A 19,217-nucleotide genomic window follows, 5' to 3' on the forward strand; every position below is an offset into this window, starting at 1 on the left:
ACGGCTACCGCTGTTCATTGTTTCCGCAATAAATGGAGTGGCATTAATGGCAAACGCTTTAAATTGGCCTATAAACAGGGTTTGGATTGTGGGCCCGTTCAACATCCATGGCAAAGTACTGGGGTTGCCCCACCAAAACGGCGTTGGCACCCGGCCAACAGAATCTCAGTGCCATCCCACATTCGTTTGGAACAACCCCTTAAAATCCGCTGCGCCGGACCGTGTCCAAAGCAAACTTTCTAAAGTGCAATACATTGGCGGCATCCTGTTTTTCTGCCCGTATCCAAGCCTCCAGTTCCTGCGGGGCGTATTGGCTTTGGTGGCAGCGCAGTGAGGAAAAAGCGGTTTCTTCGTCCTGGGGGCTGAACGTGATCTTGGTGTGCAACAGATCAGGGTGTGTCCATCCCAAGCCCCAGTCCTCGGGAAATTTTTTGGTCTGCTCCTGGGTCCAGGCGAAGTAGTACAGGTCTATATGGTTCACCCAATTCTCGCGCAACAAAATTTCGGTGGTTAGCAGGCCCACCATCCTGTGGTCCGGATGGCCGGTATCTCCCTCGGGGCCAAAGGTAAGGATCACATCGGGGTTCAGTTCCCTGATTTTTTCTTTAATGCGCTCTTTTAAATGTGCCACTTCTTCATAAAAATTATGGTGTCCGTTGAGACCCAATCCGTCTTTTGCCCCTAAAAAGTGTGGCGGATGCACGCCCAATTTTTCGCAGGCGCAGGCCATTTCTTGGGTTCTTATGGCCACGAGCGAATCTCCTGCGGACACACCAAAATGGTCGGTGACCCCGTACCTGCCATCCGTGGCAATGACGATATGTACGTTGGCCGTGGCCCCATATTTGGCCAAAACGGGCCCAATGGCCGTTTCATCGTCCGGATGGGCAAAGAGGGCCATAATGGTTTTTGGTGCCGGTGGGGTTTCTTTGTTTACGGGAAGCTGTGCCGTTAGCTGACCGAACATCAATAAAAAAAGAAGGGTGAAACCGTATTGTAATCTTTGTGGTTCTTGTGGTTTCATGGGTTGTGTCTATTATCGCTTTTAAAAGTACTGTTTTTGAAGCACGACTTTTACATCTAAGGCATCTCTCTTCGTTATCATCATTCGATCAATCCCGAAAATGCAACCTACCCGCAGATATCCAACTGTACCGACTCCTTGTTTAGAACTTCTGGATGTTAAGGTAAACTTTCACGGAAAACCGTGTAGGTGCCGTTTTCCATAAACCGCACTTTTGTAAAACAAAACCCGGGAACATAGGGAAAAACAAAGGCTGGCAAAATATTCGTCTCCGTAATTCGTTATGACGTAACAGTTAGGATACAATGAAAAAAAAACGCATACCATCAATTCTTCTTCTATGCTTTTTAAACATGGTGGTATGTTATGGCCAAACCCCCATCCCCGACGCCAATTTTGAACAATTCCTGGTGGATCAGGGCATGGACACCAATGGGGTCAACGGTAATATCCTCAATGCCGATGCCCAGGCCGTGACCAACTTGAACGTTACCCGAAATGACATTACCGATTTCACCGGCTTGGAGGCTTTTGTTAATATCGAGACATTAAATCTTGGTACAAATCAGTTTGCCACATTGCCTCTCAATGGTCTTGTGGCATTGGAAGAACTGGAGTTTAACCAAAATGTTGTCCTGGCCAACCTGGACCTATCAACAAACACCAACTTAAGGCGCTTGGACATTAGGGCCAATGGCGGAACAAATACCGCTCCAATGGCAACCTTGGATCTATCGAACAATCTATTGCTGGAATACGTTCATATCTATAATTTCAGAAGTCTGGCCAACGTCATCTTTCCTGATACGGACACGGTGGAATACGTATACCTGCTTCAGACCGCTGCAGGTATCAACGTTGATTTTTCGGGGTACGACAGCTTGGAAACTTTAAACCTTAGTACAAATTTCAGCAACGCTTTGCCCATAAATGCCGTACTGCCATCAAATCAAAATGCGTTAAAATCAGCCTCCTTTCAAGGGGGTAACATTGTTAACCCAGATCTATCGAACTTCTTGGCACTGGAATATCTTTCTTTCCAAAGCAGCAACGTGGAGACCCTGCAACTCCCTGTTACAAATACTCTTGAACGGATTAGAATCACAAACCACAACATAGCCAACATCAATTTTGTAAATGCATCTGGACTTTTGGACTTGGAAATATCGAATAAAAACACACCGGGACCCTTAAATCTGGATATTACCAACAATCCAACGCTGCAACGATTAGATGCCGATGGCAACAACCTCACCAATCTGGATATCACCCAAAACGCGCTTCTGGTTTCTGTAAATGTCTCAAACAATGAACTGCCAACATTGGATACCGGTCAAAATGTGCTTCTTGAATTTCTCAATGCCTCGAGAAACAACATTACCAGTATGGATCTAGCCCAGAACGTGGTGCTCGAGGACCTTAACTTGAACACCAATGAGCTACCCACAATTAATTTGGCGACCAACATAGCGCTTCAAAGCTTGAATCTTGGCAGCAACCAACTCCCAAATTTGGATGTTACCACCAACACGGCACTTAGAACCTTAAACATTGGCAACAATTTATTTACCGGTACGGGGCTGGATTTAACTCAAAATATTGATTTGGTCTCGTTTAACGCGGAAAGAAACCAGATAGAGTCATTGGACATCACCCAAAATATTGACCTCCAAGCGATCATATTGAACCATAACCTGTTTCCGGGCACGGCCATTCTTGATCAATTCTATGCGATACGGGCCGCGAATGGTGGCATACGTCGCGGTATTTTCGAAGTTAGCCATAACCTATTGAGCGGAAAAATTCCAAATTTTGCCGATTTATTCCTGTTGGGGCCGGGCGATACCGATCCTTGGACACGACGATTTCAATTGACCATTGACAACAACTTATTTCATTTTGCCGATTTAGAGGACGATCATTTAGATTTCATTGGCTATTTCAATGCCTTGGGTGCAAATAACACTCCAATACTATCCACCTACAACTACGCCCCACAAGCCAAGGTGAACGCCATTGAGACCCCAACCCGAAATGCGGGCGAGAGCATCACCTTGACCACCACCGTCCGGGGCACACAAAATCATTATACCTGGTTCAAGGACGGGGTGCCCATCCCGGATGCCCCTGATTCCCCTGAACTTATCTTAACGGATTTAAACACCTGCGATGCTGGGGTCTATTATGCCGAAGTGACCAGCGACCTGGCCCCTTTTGAAAATGGAGACCCACCCGCCACCAACGGCAAGAACCTTTTGTTAGTACGAAACGATATAACCCTGACCGTGAACGCGACAAGGGAATGCGTTACCTTGGACATGCCGTTGACCAATGTGCCCATCAACGCAGGGGTGCAATGGAACGACATTGAAGGGGCCTGCGGCTATCGCATAAGCTTGGGCACCAACCCCGGAGCCACCGATTTGCTGCCCCTTACCGATGTTGGTGAGGTTACCGTGTACAACCATACGGCCGATTTTGCCCCGAACCAAGATATTTTTGTGACCATTGTACCTTATTACGTTGATGGCGATTTCACCTCCGGGTGCACCGAACTGACCTTTAGCACCAGTGCCAACGCCGTAGCGCCCCAATGTACTTTTATCTCTTTCCCCACCGATGGCGAGACCAACATTGCTGCCGATCTATCCAGAATAGATTGGAACCCGGCCAATGGGGCAGATGAATACAGCGTTACCGTAAGCAGTCCCAGCGGGGCCAATGATGTTACCACGACCACCACGGAGACCTTCTTGCCCCTATCCAATGATTTCAATGCAGAGGAGATCGTAACCATAAGCATTGTTCCCGAAAATGACATTGGCCAGGCCACCGGATGCAACGCGGAGACCTTTACCATTGTGGTCGCGGCACCGGACCCACCCCCTTGCACCACCTTGTCCGCCCCGGCCAACGGCGCATCTGGCGTGGCGGCGAACCTCAATGAAATTGTTTGGGACGCCGTGCCCAATGCCGATGGCTACCGCATTACCATAAACGGAAGCTCCAATGACACCAACAATGTCAGCGACCTGGAAGTGACCGGAACGTCCTACACGCTTCCCAATGATTTTGCCCCGGGGGAAACGGTGGACGTCACCGTGGTGCCCTTCAACGGCGATGGGGAGGCGGTTGGCTGTGCCGCACAGTCGTTCACCATTGCCAACAGCGGGGGCAATGTGCCCATCTGTACCCGCTTGGCGAGTCCGCTGGGCAATGCCACGGACGTCTCCTCCAGTCTGGATCTGATCTCTTGGAGCGGGGTGCCCAATGCCACGGGCTACAGCATTACCGTTGAAGCGAGCGAGAGCAGCCTCAACAACATCACCGACCAGGTGGTGAACGGCATTTCCTATCCCTTCAACAACAGCTTTGTCAATGGGGAGACGGTGAGCGTCACGGTGGTGCCCTTCAACAGCGAGGGAAATGCCCAGGGGTGCACCACCGAGACCTTTACCATCGTGGACCTCCCCGGAACGCCCGAGTGCACCAGCCTCACCAACCCCGTGAACGCGGCCACCAACGTACCCCTGAACACCACCATTTCCTGGAACGGGGTGCCCAACGTACAGGGCTACCTGATCTCCATACAGACCGAGGCCAGCGAGACCATTGTGCCCGAGACAGACCTGGGCAACGTGACCAGTTTTGTGCTGCCCCGCGAGCTGCCGCCCAACACCCAGATTCTCATTGCGGTAACTCCCTACAACCAGAGCGGCGAATCGGTGTCCTGCACCTTTTCCTCCATCAGGACGGCGGGCGCTGATACGGATGCGCCCAGCTGCACCGCCCTGAACCTCCCGGCCAACGGCGACACGGGGGTGGCCACGGACACCGAACTGCGGTGGAACGCCGTGGGCAACGTGGACGGCTACCTGATCAACATGGGCACCACAGAGGGCGGCACCGACATCCTGGACATTACCGATGTGGGACTCACCACCTCCTACCGGCCAGCCACACCCTTGCCCGCCGACCAAGAGGTGTTCGTGACCGTGGTGCCCTACTCGGACACCGATCCGGCCCAGAACTGTGGGTCGCAGTCTTTCACCACGGCGCCAGATCTGGTCCCCGAAGACGACGCCACCCAGTACGGCATCTCGCCCAACGGCGACGGCATCAATGATTTTTGGGTCATAGACGGCATCGGCTCCGTGGCGGACAACACCGTTTCGATCTACAACCGCTGGGGCGAAATGGTGTTCCAGGTACAGGGCTATGACAACAGGGGGAACGTGTTCAGCGGCATGGCCAACCGCAAGACCAAGATGGGTGCGGACGTGCTCCCCAGCGGCACCTACTTTTTCAACATCCAGGCATCGGGCACCCACAACCTCAAAAAGACGCAGGGCTACCTGGTCATAAAGCGATGAGCAAATGAAACGCACCAGACCTTCCATCGCCCTTTGGGCCCTGGGCCTCTTGGCCCTCTTCGCCCGCCCCGACCTGTATGCCCAGCAGACCCCCACCTTTGGGGAGTACAACTTCAATCCCTACTTGATCAACCCCGCCTATGCCGGGATGGCAGGCGCCGCGGAGATCAGCCTGAACAACAGCGGGTTCTTCAACAACATAGAGGGCAGCCCAAGGAGCTTCGCCCTGAGCGCCCACAGCCCGTTCAACCGGGGCAGGGTGGGACTTGGCGCGGGGTTTGTCCGTGACGAGATCGGGGTCACCACAAACACCAGTGCCTTCGCCACCTACTCCTACAAGATCTTTTTCGACACCAAGAACAACAGGCCCTACTGGCAGATCTATACCCCCAACGCCCTCTCCTTTTCCATTTCCCCGGGCGTGCAGCAGTTCCAGGACAACCTCTTGGAACTGGGCATTGTGGGCGATCCCAATTTTGCCGCCAACATCAACGCCACCATCCCCACCGTGGGCGTGGGCATCCTCCTGAACCTGGCCCACTTCTACGTGGGGCTCTCCACGCCAAACGTTCTGGGCGACGCCCTGGCCAGGAACGATCTGGAACTGGACCTGAACAGTCCTTTCTACGCCTATATGGGCTACCGCTTCTTCTCCAACAGGTTCCAGGAGATCATGATCAAGCCCAGCATACTGCTCAAGAGGGAAAGGGGCGCGCCGTTGCAGATAGATACCAACATCTCGTTCAGCTACAAGAACAGATTTGAACTGGGTACGGGCTACCGTACCAATTCCTCCATTAACCTCTTGGCCGGAGTGTACCTGTTTAAGAATATAAGGGCGGTGTACAATTACAACCTCACCTTTAACGACTCCCCGCTGGGCAACACCCACGGCATTGTGATCAGCTATCTCTTTGGGCAGGGGTACGCCAGGGATTAACAGGAATTTTTGTGACTGCTCGCCATAACGGTTTCTTTCAAAGTATGGAATCAAACCAAAAAACCTGAGCACACCACAAAAAATAGATGGTCAGTCTGAGCGCAGTCGAAGACCTTTGACCCCAACTTTTACCATCATTTGGACTACCTTCCACAACTGGGATTCGGGCGAACTCGCCCAAACCACAGGGGCAGGCCCCACCCCCCTTGATCCCAAGTTTCAACAAATGCCCGTGTCACCAGGGGCACTTTGGCGGGTGCTCCATTGGGATGGCTCCCCGCGATGACGAATTGTTTCAACTCTGAAATAAAACAAGAAAAAGTTCCTTCCCAGACGTCATTGCGAGGCACGAAGCAATCTGTTCAACCCTGTTCCCAAACTTCAACAGATGGCCGCGTCGCCAGCGGCACTTTGGTAGGTTCGCCATTGGGGTGGCTCCTCGCCATTACGGTTTTTAAAACAAGAGCAAGCTGTATCATTGGATAGGGCGGAAAAGTAGGAGCGCCCCAAGGGCATCGCCTTCCGGTTGTCCTTAAATCAACCAAATGAATCCCTTAAAACGGATAGCCAATGGCAAAGTTCAGCATAAAATCGTCATCCACCGTATTGGAGAAGGGCAGCATCCAGCGGTTGTCCTCGGGCAGGTAGGGCACGTGCACGGGAGAGGCCAGGTCCAGGCGGATCACAAAGTTCTGGATGTCCACCCGGAGGCCAAAGCCCACCCCAATGCCCAGCTCGCGATACCAGTCCGGGCCAAAACGGCCTTGGGTGTTCAGGGCATCCCTCAGGGCATTCCCCGTGCCCGCGCTGTCATCGTCCAAGCCAACGGCGTCGGTGAGCCATACGTTCCCGGCATCGGCAAAGACGGCTCCCTTGAGATAGGACCAAATGGGAAAGCGGTACTCCACATTGGCCTCTAGCTGCAGGTTTCCGGACTGATCGAAAAATGTGTTGGCGCTGGCCGTGGCGGGGTCAAAACTTCCGGGTCCCAGGGCGCGTATCCTAAAGGCCCTGACACTGTAGGGTCCGCCAGAAAAAAATTGTTTCACAAAGGGCAGGTTGTTGGAGTTTCCGTAGGGAATGCCCAGACCGGCATAGACCCGGGTGACCAATGTTTTTTCGCCCCGGCCCTTAAAATAATAGCGCACGTCCAAGTCGCCCCGGGCGTACTGGGCATATTCCAGCCCCAGCACGGTGCTGTTGCCACTGAAGAGGTTAAGCGTGTTTCCGGCAATGTCCAGGGAGCCGGAAAAGAAAAACGGCCGGTCCTTGTCCTCGTCCACCAGTTCGCTGTAGGTAAACGTATAATTGAGCCCGGCAATGAACTGCTGTTCAAAACTGCTGTCCAAAAAAGGGTTGTTCTCCAAAAGGTCGTCAAATTCGGGAGAGGTGTCCGCCAGGTTCACATAACTCACGTTCAAGGGGTTTAGCTCATGATAGACAAAGCGGTTGGCCTGCCAGGTGTAGCCAAAGGAGGTATTAAGGGAGTAGAGGGAATACAGGTCGCTGCGCCGCAGCAGATCGCCCCCCAGGCTGATCTTGGTCTTGGGCACCGCATAGCGGAACCGATCGGGCGAAAAAGGCACGAGCCTGGGAAACACCAGATCGGCCTTGAGTCCGGAGGCAATGGTGGCCAGGCCGGAGTTGTCCCCCGGGCTCAATTGGGTGGCATAGGAAACATTTCCGGACAGGCTCAGTACCTCCCCGCCCCGAAACAGGTTTCTGTTGGTATAGGTGAGCCCCAGTCCGGGGCCGGTAAAGCCGTTGCTTTTGGTAATGAGCTGCAACTCTGCCCGCAAGGAGCGCTTGGTAAGGGGCGAGAGGTAGATACTGGACAACAGCTTTCCGCTTTTCCCCTGGGCCAGGGTGGTGTCCAGCTCCTTGAACTGGATGTTCACAAACTTGTAGCTTCCCAGGGCCGAAAGCCGGTTGCTGGTCAATGCGGCCTTTTTGGCGCTGTAGGGCTGTCCCTCTTCCATTAAAATGTAGGGCGATAATTTCTTGGGGTCAAAAAACACCTCGTCCTGGAAGAAATCCATTCCGTTCACGGTGGTGCGTTGGTTGGTTTTGGCGCTGTCCTGCACCGCGTAATTGGGAAAGACCTGAATACTGTCCACCTCATAGGGAATCAGGGCGCGTTGGGGCACTTGGCGCTTCAACCTCAGAAAGAGGTCGAAGCCTTTGTTCTGGTAGGCATTGGTATCGGCCTCAAAAATGAGAAAATCGGGGTTGAAATTGTAGTATCCCCGTTGTTTCAGGGCATTATCTATGCGTTCCCGTTCGTATTTCAACAACTGCAAATCAAAACGATCGCCTTTTTCAATGGCCGATTGCGCCATGATGTCTGCAATGGCCTTGACCACGGGCAGCGAATCCCCCTCCAATCGATAGGTCTCCACTTGATAGGATTGGGGCAGGTCGATCTCGTAATCAATCCCCACAAAACGCGCACTGCTGTCCATCTTCACGGCCACGTTGCTGTTAAAGAAGCCACGGTTGTCCAAGCGGTTCAGCAAGACCTCGCGCACCCGTTGTGGGTCCACATCGGAGAGGTACACCGGCTCCTGGCCCACTTTTTTATTGAGCCATTTTGTGATGAAGCCGGGATGTTTGCGCTGCGCGCGGTAGTGGAAGTACAGCCCCAGGCGGGTTCCCAAAAACTTGGAATTGGGAGCGGGCCGCAACAGGGAGCGCAGCTCGTTCTCCAGCTCGGCCCGATCTTTAACGGGCGCCGTGGTGTTCAGGGAAAGTTCGCCCCCGGTGTAGAGCACTTGGTCCCCGGGCACGTACTTGGCCACCCCACAGCTCTGTAAAAGGGCGCACAGGATGCAGGGCCAGATCCACCACGGTGCATGTGCACGGTTGCTATTCACTTGGAGTCTTTTTAGGGGTTGATGTTTTGCTTTTTTCCCGTTCCCCTCCAGGGTGCAACCGCTGCCGTTCTGCCTCCTTGGGCCTAAAGAGCTGACTGAAATGGTTGAATTCCCTGTTGAAGATAAGGGCCAGGCCGGTAACGATCAGTTGGCCGTCCACAATGTTCTGATACTCGTTCTTCCGGTACCCTCGCAGCCGCCACCGCCCGTTGTCGGTAATGAGGTACTCCAAGCCCAGATTGCCCACAATGGGTGTTTCCCCTGCCTCGGGCCGGGCGCTTCCCTCCACGTCCACGGCGCTTCCGGCGGTGACGATAAGGCGGTCATTGAAAAGCTTTTTCTTGGCATTGATGTTCAATTGGGTGCGGTCCTGGGGCGCCTCTCCCTGATAGTCCGTAAAGCTGTCCAGATCAAAATCGACCTCAAAACCACTATCGCCCAACACCCTGTCCGAAAAGGCATTGAGCTCCCCGCTGAGCACCTTGTTCACGTTGTCCCGGGCCAGGCTGGCCGTTCCGCCACTGCTGCCATCACTGCCCTCACTGGGATAGAAGCGGTTAAAGGCCAAGAGCGAAAAGACCTGTTTGTTCAATTGGCTCTCCTGCTGGTTCAATTGGCGCACCCTGCCGTACACGGTACCGCCAAGGGCGCCTTGCTCCTCCTCTGGCATCTCCAGGTCAAAGGAAAGCTCCGGTTCCTCCAGCTCCCCATCCACGTTCAAGTAGACCAAAAAGGGGAGTTGCTGTCTATATCTGCCGGCAGTACTGGCGTCCTGTCCAGAGGTCACGGCGGTCATCAGGGGCGCCGCGGCGGTCTCCACCCTGTAGATCGCGGTAACGTCCAAGGCCGCGTTCATGGGGTCGCCGCTCCAGGTCAGGGTACCGCCGGGCTTTACCTCAAAGCGCCGGTTCACCAAATTGTAGAGGCTGGCCTCGTAGTGGCCCGAGGCCAGCACATAGCGCCCGGTAAGGCTCAAATTGTCGTTGGGGGCCATATTCAGGTTCAAATCGGCATTGCCGGCCACTTGGAGGTTGTCTCCCGTGCGTTCGTCGATTACCACACGGAACACGGCCGCCTTATCGGTCTCCAATACCAATTGTATGTCATAGCCAGTAAGGAGGGTTTCCGGGGCCAGGTCTTCATTGCGCGTTAGGATGGCCTCCGTATCGGTCCGGTTCACAAAGAGCACCACCCCTTCGCGTTCCTCAATGTCCAACTGGGATTCGGGCACCAAAAAAGTGACCTCGCTGCCCTCCAATACCCGGAACCGCCCGCGGACCTGGGGCAGCTGCAGATCACCTTTCAGGGCCAACTGGGCCTCCACAAGGGCCTTGCCATAAAACAGGTCGTTGTCTTCCCGTTCATTGTCAAACACCTTAAAATCATCGGCCGTTAGGGCCAGGTCAAACCCCGGATTGCGGAGATCGGCCAGGTTCACTTCACCGTGCAGCACCAATTGCTGCCCGGACGCATCGGTCAGGGCAAAGGTGTCCAGAAACAGGGTCTCTTCGCTGAGGCGCAGCGTCTCGTTGTCCACCTTTAGGTCACTGCCCAGAAACCGGGTCCTCACCACCGTTTCGTTAAAGTTCAGGCTGCCCTGCATCTCGGGGTCCTGCGTGGTCCCGGCTATGCGGAAGAATCCGGAGAGGCTGCCCTTGGCCTCTTCAATGGCCTGGCCAAAAACACCCTCCAGGATGTCCAGGTCCATCCGGTCCAGGGTAACGTCCATGTCCAAAAGGGCACCGCTCTCCCGGGCCCTGTAATTGCCCGTCACCTCCAGGTCCAGAAAACCGCGCGATACTTCCATATCAAAATCATATTGGCCCTGGCCTTGGGAGGCGGCGTTAAAGCGCATAAGGCCCAAGGGACGTTCATATACCGTAAGCGCATCAATGGTAACATCGGCCACCAGGCCCGTGGCCCCAAAAGGGTTCTCTATGATGACCTCACCGTTGACATTTCCATTGATCAGTTCCGTGTCCGGGTTGAGCCAACTGGCAAAGGTCTGCAGTTCAAAGTTCTTGAAAACAAGGGCCAGATGTTCCTTTTCGCGACCGGGCAGGGCATTGCCCACCTCAAAGGCCTGCTCCCCGTTACGGAACCGTACATTTTTAAAGTGTGCCGTCTTTGGGGCGATCAGGATCTGGTTGTCCGGTGGCACTTGCCAGGGCTGCCTGTTCAAGACCACCTTGTCCGGTTTCAGCTGGAACAGGATGGAATCGTTCCGTATCCGCATCCCGGCCTGCACTTGGGCCAAGGTCTGCAGGCTGTCCGTGGAAACCAGTTCCAAGAGCAGCTCATCTCCCTCCAAGCTGCCCTTGAGTGCCGTTCTCTTGATGTTTATGGGGTCCGATGCCAGGGCGGCAAAGCCCACCCTGAGGTCCAGTTCACTGCCCGTACCGGTAAGGGAGGCCACCAGGCTGTCCACGCCACTGCCCTTGTAGGAAGCGTGCGGCACCCGCAAACTACCGTTCAGTTCGCGCTCGGCGGCACTGAATTGGAGCCGGGCCACGACGGAATCCAACTGCTCCACCCCTTTAAAAAAGACATTGGACACCATGGGCGTGGGGCGGATGTGCAACTGCATGTCCAAGCGCGCGGCCGTGGTGTCCCTGGGCAGGCCACCGGGCCGATCCCGATCAAAGTACCCTTCCAAGTGGGTACGCATGGCGGCCAAGAGTTCGGTGGGCGGGCCATTGCCGTGCACCGTGCCCTGGACCAGGTCACTGTTAATGTCCAAGAGCGTGGTGTCCCTGGCCATCCGGGCCTTAAAACCTATGTCTTTCTCCCGGAAGCGCTCGTTCTCGTACACCGCTACGATATCGGAAAGGCCCCCTTGGGCGGTGACCCCATTTTCCCCGCCTTCATAATCCATTTGCAGGCGGGCGCCCACCCGTATGTCCTTTCGTGTGAATCCCAGGGCTTGCAGATCGGCCCCAATGAGGTGCAGGTTCAGGTGTGCTTCGTTGCCCAGGGAATCCAGGGCCAGGTCGGTGGCCAGTTCCATGTTCAGGTTATCGTCCCTGTAGCTGGCCCCTAGATCACCCTCCCCATTCATAAGCTCCCCTTCCAGGGCCAGCCCGCCATAGTCGTACCCAGCCACCATAAGCTGGGAAAAGGTGGCCTCCAGTTCCAGATCGCTTTCCAAAATGCCCTTGTACGTGCCCTTACCACTTATGTCCGCAGCCGCCAGGCCCAAGGTGGGGGTCTGTAGCAGGGTGCCCAGTTGCAGGCTATCCGTGACCATCCGGAATTGAAACTGTATGGCATCGCCAAGATTCAAATCGGCCGTTCCCTGCACATCTCCCATAGAAGTGCGCAAGGCCATTTGCGTTTGCAAGGCGTTCAAGTCGCCTTGGGCCGATGCGCGGAGGGAAATGGCCTGGGGAAGGGCAAGCCCCAGACTGTCCTTGGGGACAAAGGCCAAGACATCTTCCCGCCGGGTGATGAAGGAGATCGTGTCCATTTCGTAGGAAAGGGCCGTGGTGTCCGTTACCCGCCTGAGCAGTCCGCCCAGGGAGAGTTCCGTGACCGGCCCCCAGGCCAAACGGGTGTTCCGGAGTATAAGGGAATCCAAGGTGCCCTGGGCAAACAGTTGGGCGCTTAGGGGGTACCGCTGCAAGGTTTGGGCCATTTCCAGTTCCTCCAGCGCATTGGAGAACAAGGCCACATCCTTGCTGTGCAGCTCCACCACAGGAAGGGCCAACCCTACCGCCGTGGTCTTGGGAGCGGCCAGTATGGCTTCCAGATCGGGGTAGTTCAAAGCAGCATTTCCCTGCAAACGGCTATTGTTCACGGACAGCCGAAGTTGGCCCAGTGCCGCCCTTTGCCGGTCCAAACGGCCCACAAAGGAAAGGGAGTTGAGCCGTATGCCGCGCGACTCCCTGAACGAGAGCTCCTCCAGTTGCAGGGCCACCTCCCCAGGTTGGTATTGCAGCCCGTTCACCATCAGGTCCAAGGCGGAGACATCCATCTCCTGAAACCCGCCGGTGGCGTCTCCCTTGCCATTCACGGGGGCGTACGAAAAATGATTGTCCTTAAACCGGATGCTCTCCAGGTCGATGATAACCTCCGGCCATTGAAATTCCCCTTCCGTTTTGGCCGGGCCGGGGGGCTCCGTATCTTGGGCCAAAGCGGTCTTGAGGGCAACCTTAGAGCCTTCCAACACCAGTTGTTTGGCGCTATACCGGTTTTCGGGGAGCCCTACGTTCAGGGCCTCTGCGGAGCATAGGTCCAGGTTCACATCCAGGGCCAGCCCATCGGGGTCTGCGGCATAGGCCAAGCCCACATCTTCTAGATGGAGCTCCTTGATGGCAATGGTGGGCAAGCTGGTGGCCGTGGTGTCGGTACCTGGGGGCGGGGCGGCAAATTGCCGTGCCTGAAAACGGCTTTCCGCTACCTGTAAGGTCCTTGCTTTGAACACCATTTGGGAGAGGTCCACCTGGTCCATTTCCAGTAGCATGTTCCCCACATTGGCCTGGGCACTCAGTCCCAGGCTATCGTCCAAAAAACGAAGCTTCAGGTGCTCAAGGTCCACGGAGCCCACCTTGATCTGCATGGGGTCCGTGGCGGGCGCTTGGGCCGCGGTGTCGGGGGTGGTAAAGGCGTCCACCAGAAATTGAAAGTTGTATTGCGCCGCTCCCCCTTTCCGGTGGATGTTCACCGTGGCCCCGGACCAGTGGAGGGATCTTAGGTGAACGCCCTGGCCCCGGAGCAGTGGGGAGAGGGGAAGGTGGGCCGTGAGTTTGCGGGTATGGAGCAAGGTGTCCTGCTGCCGGTCTTCCAGATAGAGCCCCTCCACTTGCAGCTCCCCGGAAAAGGTGACAAAAAAACGGTCCAGGCGCAGCTCGGTGCCCGTCTTGCTCTCCACGTACCGCACAATTTGGGAAATGATGATGTCCTGCCCCCAAGGGCTGCGCACAAAAAGCAAGAGCAGCACCAAAAGGACCAAGAGCAGCCCAAGGCCCTTGATCAGGACCCTAAGAAACCTCATTCCGTTTTTCTTTGCTTTTTGCATGACATGAAAGCGCCGCAATGGGCAACGGGAGCGCAAGCTGCCCCCAATTTATTTTAAGCCGAAAGATACTTAAAAAGGCCATGGCGGTTGAACCGGATGCCGTTCATTTTTGCTGGGAATGGTTTTGAAGCCTTGCGTGGTTCACAGGGCAGCCTGGACCTGGGGTTTTGGGGCGCGTGCCGAAGGGCGAACGGTTTTGTTCGCCACCCTCGTCTTATTTGGCACTTGACGTGCGGGATCAGGGTCACCGAAGGATATCTTCACCCCTACTTCACCGCCTTTAGGTTAACCACCTCTTGGGCGGTGAGGTAGCGCCAGTGGCCCCTGGGGAGGTCTTTTTTGGTAAGGCCGCCATAGACCACGCGGTCCAGTTTCACGATCTTGTAATCCAAGGTCTCAAAGAGCCGCTCCACGATCTTGCCCCTGGAACTGTAGATCTCCAGCCCCACTTCGCGCTTGGGGGCGTTGTCCACAAAACTGATGTCCTTAACCCGCACCACCTTTTCATCTACCAAGACCCCTTCCTGGATCCTCTTCAGGTCGGCACTGCGCAGCTCACGGTCCAGCACCAGGTGATACATTTTGCGCAACCCGTTCACCGGGCTCTTCAGGGCTTTGGTAAGGTCGCCATCATTGGTAAAGAGGAGCAGTCCGGTATGTTCCTTGTCCAATTTGTCCACCGGCAGCAACTTGGACTTGGAGGCCTGGGAAATGAGTCCCGAGACGTGCCGCTTGCCCTTTTGGTCCCTAACGGTGGTGGCAAAGTCCTTGGGCTTGTTCAAGAGCACGTACTCCTTTTTTACGGGGTCCAGCAGTCGGCCGTCAAAGCGAACCTCGTCCGTAAGGCTCACCCTGTGGCCCATTTCGGTTACGGGCTTGCCGTTCACGGTCACCTGGCCCGCGGCAATGTAAATGTCCGCATCCCTGCGGGAACACACCCCGGAATTGGCCACGTATTTGTTAAGTCGCACTTTGTTGGGGTCCGAGGGCTGCTTGGGCTCCGTACGCTTCTTAGCGGGCGCCTTGCCCTGGGCATAGCCCTTCCTCTTGAACGTACCGCCCTTGCCGTCCGTTTTTTTTCGGCCCCTGTTTCCCTCGTCCCTGCTCATGACTCTTTCATTTTTTTGCAAAGGTAGGAAAGCCCGTTGGATGATTTTTTTTTGAAGGTCCTTGTTTTCCAACACCGTGGAAAATACTTGGCGGTTGCCCTTGGGCAGGCGCGGATGGAAGCGTTGCCCGGGGCAAGGCCCAAAACCCGGGACTGCGAAGCACAACAGCCAGAAAAACAAGGGTTTTAAACCCAGATTAAAGGGACGGAAGCCATTTTTTGGGCGTTGCCACCCTTATATTTCTGGGTAAAAAGGCTTGATGCACCATTTAACTTGGGGACTGGAAGGCGTGAGACCTAGGATTTTATATTTGTGGTTGCATAAATTATAGCGACCTGCTAAATGGATGTTTGTAATGGGACATATTCTTAATCTTGCCTTTTACGTCCTAGAGACCTTGGCCTGGCCCATACCATTTTCGTTTCCACAACAATTCTGATAGCGCCTTTTGGCCTAATTGGCTATCTTTAGACACCATCAAAAAAAATCAACATCATGCACAAGTATCTCTTTGTCGTTTTCAGCGTATGCACCTTTATGGCCCAGGGGCAAAAAAAGATATTGGACCACGACGATTACGCCCTTTGGAGCACCGTGGAGGGCGAGGCCATTTCCCCCAATGGGGAGTACATCCTCTACAGCCTTGAAAAGGGCGAAAAGGACCATTCCCTGAAGATACACCGCAAAAACGGCACCCGGGTTTTTGAGTACGATCGGGGCAGCAAGGGCCATTTTACCCATGATTCCCAATACGCCCTGTTTACCATCAGTGCCTGGCAAGACAGTGTCATCGCCCTAAAAAAACGCAAGGTAAAAAAGGACAAATTGCCCAAGGATTCCCTGGGCATCTACCATCTGGACCGTGCAGAGCTCACCAAGATAGGGCATGTAAAATCGTTCAAGCTGCCCAAGGAGTGGTCCGGTTTCATCGCCTATCAACTGGAGGACATCAAAGAGGAAAAGGAGACCCCAAAGGACAGTACGGACAGCGGGGACAAGAAAAAGGACGCCCCCAAAAAGGTGGGCAAAAAGAACGGCTACCACCTGGTGCTGCGCAACCTGGACACCAAGGCCCAGGACACGATCAAGTACGTGACGGACTACTCTTTTGCGGAAAAAGGCCGTGTCCTGGCCTATACCAGCACGGGGACCAGCAAAGAGGCCCCTGCCGGGGCTTACGTGATGGACCTGGAGACCATGCGCACCACCACCCTGCACGAGGCCGAAAAGGCCAGCTATTTTCAACTGGCCCTCAGTGAGACCGGCGAGCAACTGGGCTTTGTGGTAGATACGGACACCACCAAGGTGCAGCTGCGGCCCAATGCCCTGTACCTCTGGAAAAAAGGACAGTCCAGCGCAAAAAGGATCATGGACAATGCGAAAGCACCGGAGGGCCACGTGCTGTCCAGGCACGGAAAGGTCCATTTTTCCGAAGATGGCGAAAAACTGTTCTTTGGGCTGGCCACGCCCCCCATTGAAAAGGACACCAGCCTATTGGAAGAGGAAATTGTGAACGTGGAGGTCTGGACCTATAATGAGCCCAGGCTCTACACCGTTCAGGAAATGCAGTTGAAAAATGACAGCATCCGCTCTTTTGCCACGGTGATGGACGTGGCCACGGAACGCTGGTTTCCCTTGGCCAGTGCGCAATACCCGGAGGCCGAGCTGGGCAATGAGGGCAAGGGCCCCTATGCCCTGGTCAAGACCAGCACGCCCTACGAGCTGGCCAGCCAGTGGACGGCCCGCCGCAACTATGACTTTAAAGTGGTGAACACGAGCAACGGGGAAACCCAAATGACGCTGGAGAACGTGCCCAACATGCAGCTTAGCCCGCAGGGGCTGTACGGCTATGGCTACAGCAGGGTGGACAGCACCTGGTTCACCTACAACCTGGACACCGGCAATTACAAAGCGCTGACCAAGAGACAGCCTTTTTTTAACGAGGAGAACGATTCGCCCAATTTCCCCTACGCCTACGGAATGGCCGGATGGGCCAAGGAAGATGGTGCCCTCTTGCTCTATGACCGTTATGACATCTGGAAGTTTGATCCGGACAGCGGCACCGCCGATCGCTTAACCAACGGCAGGCCCGCCAAGGTGGTACATAGATACATTGACCTGGACCCGGAAGAGCGCTTTATTGACCTGGGACAGGACATGCTGCTGAGCACTTTTGACGAAACCAGTAAGGATGCCGGTTTTGCCGAACTGAACCCAAGGAACAAGCGACTAAAGACGCTCCTGACAGGACCTTACCGCTACGGCACGCCAAAAAAGGCGCTCTTGGCCACTGACCTGATCTATACCCGCCAATCGTTCTCCGAATTTCCCGATCTGTGGGTCTCCGATACCTCCTTTAAGAAACAGGACAGGCTGAGCGATGCCAACCCCCAGCAGAAAGAGTACAATTGGGGCACAATGGAGCTGGTGGACTGGATTTCGCTGGACGGAAAAAAGCTCCAGGGAATGTTGGTAAAACCAGAGAATTTTGACCCCAACAAAAAATACCCCCTTCTGGTGAATTTCTACGAAAAAAGCTCGGACGGCATACACCGCCACAGGCACCCCAAGCCAGAGCGAAGCACCATAAACTATGCGCTATACGCCAGCCGCGGCTATGTCATTTTCAATCCGGATGTGCACTACCGCATAGGCTATCCGGGGGAGAGCGCCTACAACTGTGTCATTCCCGGGGTCACCTCCCTGGTGGAAAAAGGCTTTGTGGACAAGGACAACATAGGGGTACAGGGCCATAGCTGGGGCGGTTACCAAATTGCCTACCTAGTGACCCGGACCAACATTTTCAAGGCGGCGGAGTCCGGCGCGCCCGTGCCCAACATGATCAGCGCCTACGGTGGCATCCGTTGGTGGACCGGCCTTAGCCGACAGTTTCAGTACGAGCACACGCAGAGCCGGATCGGTGGCACGCCCTGGGAGTATCCCGCACGCTACATAGAGAACTCGCCCATCTTCAACATTGACAAGATCAACACGCCCTTGCTCATCATGCACAACGATGCGGACGGCCACGTGCCCTGGTACCAGGGCATAGAGTTCTTTACGGCCCTAAGGAGACTGGGCAAACCGTCCTGGTTCCTGAACTACAACGGCGAGCCGCACTGGCCCCTAAAAATGCAGAACCGGGTGGATTTCAGCATCCGGATGGCCCAATTTTTTGACCACTACCTAAAAGGGGAGCCCAAGCCCGTTTGGATGGAAAAGGGCGTGCCGCCCCTACAAAAAGGAATTGAACAAGGCTATGAACTGATGGAGGGGGAATAGGGCAAGGAAATCAAGGAAGAGCCAGGATGAATTTCTCTAATTATCACCATACAAAAGAAATCAAAATTTTAGCATTCTACCAGTACCCTGCCATTAAGGCTACAAGGTTGCCAAGTTTAGAAACGGATAAGCCTTATGCTATTTGATGCCGATTTTTTAGTGCATAACCAAAAAATAGAAGTGTCAGTCTGAGCGCAGTCGAAGACCTGTAAAGTTGGAGTATTATTGTTATTTTGACTGCGCTCAATGTGAAAATTTGTTCATTAACAATGTAGGGTACTCAGTAGTAATTTTTAAAAAAAGAGAACATTGACAAATCAAGAAGCTAGCCATTTGTTGAAGTTGGAGAAAGTGTTATCCAACCCGCATCAGATAATTGATTTAAGGGACAAGAAAAATAGATTGGACCTGATCTCCCATCAAGATTCGGAACGAAATTTTTGGGTTGAATTAACTTCCAATTCAAAAATAATATTGGTTCTATGTTAAATACAGTGGGTAATCGAATTTCAGTTTACCCGCTATGAAATAGATCATGTTTATAAAATTCTCCGTGTTCCGGTAGCCCCTTGCCCTTTTCTTGGCAAGCTGTATCTTGG

The 19,217-nt window shown here is 54.3% G+C and carries 7 protein-coding genes; 3 read left to right on the forward strand and 4 right to left on the reverse strand.

The window, feature by feature from the left end:
• Positions 1-199: 199 nt before the first annotated feature.
• Positions 200-1,024, reverse strand: coding sequence for a PIG-L deacetylase family protein (locus ACKWCC_RS12850; RefSeq protein ID WP_413996347.1), 825 nt, complete (start codon positions 1,022-1,024; stop codon positions 200-202).
• Positions 1,025-1,377: 353 nt separating this feature from the next.
• On the opposite strand from ACKWCC_RS12850, the gene ACKWCC_RS12855 reads away from it, so the two are divergent.
• Positions 1,378-5,397 (forward strand): T9SS type B sorting domain-containing protein, encoded by a 4,020-nt coding sequence (locus tag ACKWCC_RS12855; RefSeq protein ID WP_413996348.1) that lies wholly within the window; start codon positions 1,378-1,380, stop codon positions 5,395-5,397.
• Positions 5,398-5,401: 4 nt separating this feature from the next.
• Complete coding sequence (locus ACKWCC_RS12860) at positions 5,402-6,337, forward strand: PorP/SprF family type IX secretion system membrane protein (protein ID WP_413996349.1); 936 nt, start codon at positions 5,402-5,404, stop codon at positions 6,335-6,337.
• A 554-nt stretch (positions 6,338-6,891) separates the two neighbouring features.
• Here ACKWCC_RS12860 and tamL read toward each other — a convergent pair.
• The 3 genes from tamL to ACKWCC_RS12875 all read right to left on the reverse strand — a co-directional run bounded on the left by tamL (position 6,892) and on the right by ACKWCC_RS12875 (position 15,336).
• On the reverse strand, positions 6,892-9,210 hold the full coding sequence (gene tamL / locus ACKWCC_RS12865) for a translocation and assembly module lipoprotein TamL (RefSeq protein ID WP_413996350.1): 2,319 nt from the start codon (positions 9,208-9,210) through the stop codon (positions 6,892-6,894).
• A complete protein-coding gene (locus ACKWCC_RS12870; protein ID WP_413996351.1) occupies positions 9,203-14,203 on the reverse strand; it encodes a translocation/assembly module TamB domain-containing protein in 5,001 nt (1,666 codons plus the stop codon). Before ACKWCC_RS12870 ends, tamL begins: the two co-directional genes overlap by 8 nt.
• A 290-nt stretch (positions 14,204-14,493) precedes the next feature.
• Positions 14,494-15,336, reverse strand: coding sequence for a pseudouridine synthase (locus ACKWCC_RS12875; protein ID WP_413996352.1), 843 nt, complete (start codon positions 15,334-15,336; stop codon positions 14,494-14,496).
• Positions 15,337-15,831: 495 nt separating this feature from the next.
• Between ACKWCC_RS12875 and ACKWCC_RS12880 the strand changes: the two genes are divergently transcribed.
• The gene (locus ACKWCC_RS12880) at positions 15,832-18,618 is read left to right on the forward strand and encodes an alpha/beta hydrolase family protein (protein WP_413996353.1); all 2,787 of its coding nucleotides are present in this window, start codon (positions 15,832-15,834) and stop codon (positions 18,616-18,618) included.
• Positions 18,619-19,217 lie beyond the last annotated feature (599 nt).

The organism is Maribacter aquimarinus (assembly GCF_047345505.1).
In the GTDB taxonomy this organism is placed as follows: domain Bacteria; phylum Bacteroidota; class Bacteroidia; order Flavobacteriales; family Flavobacteriaceae; genus Maribacter.

Bases quoted from the DNA above. Each gene is read 5' to 3' on its own strand.
- ACKWCC_RS12850 (WP_413996347.1), bottom strand. From the start codon at position 1,024: ATGAAACCACAAGAACCACAAAGATTACAATACGGTTTCACCCTTCTT.
- ACKWCC_RS12855 (WP_413996348.1), top strand. From the start codon at position 1,378: ATGGTGGTATGTTATGGCCAAACCCCCATCCCCGACGCCAATTTTGAA.
- ACKWCC_RS12860 (WP_413996349.1), top strand. From the start codon at position 5,402: ATGAAACGCACCAGACCTTCCATCGCCCTTTGGGCCCTGGGCCTCTTG.
- ACKWCC_RS12870 (WP_413996351.1), bottom strand. From the start codon at position 14,203: ATGAGGTTTCTTAGGGTCCTGATCAAGGGCCTTGGGCTGCTCTTGGTC.
- ACKWCC_RS12875 (WP_413996352.1), bottom strand. From the start codon at position 15,336: ATGAGCAGGGACGAGGGAAACAGGGGCCGAAAAAAAACGGACGGCAAG.
- ACKWCC_RS12880 (WP_413996353.1), top strand. From the start codon at position 15,832: ATGCACAAGTATCTCTTTGTCGTTTTCAGCGTATGCACCTTTATGGCC.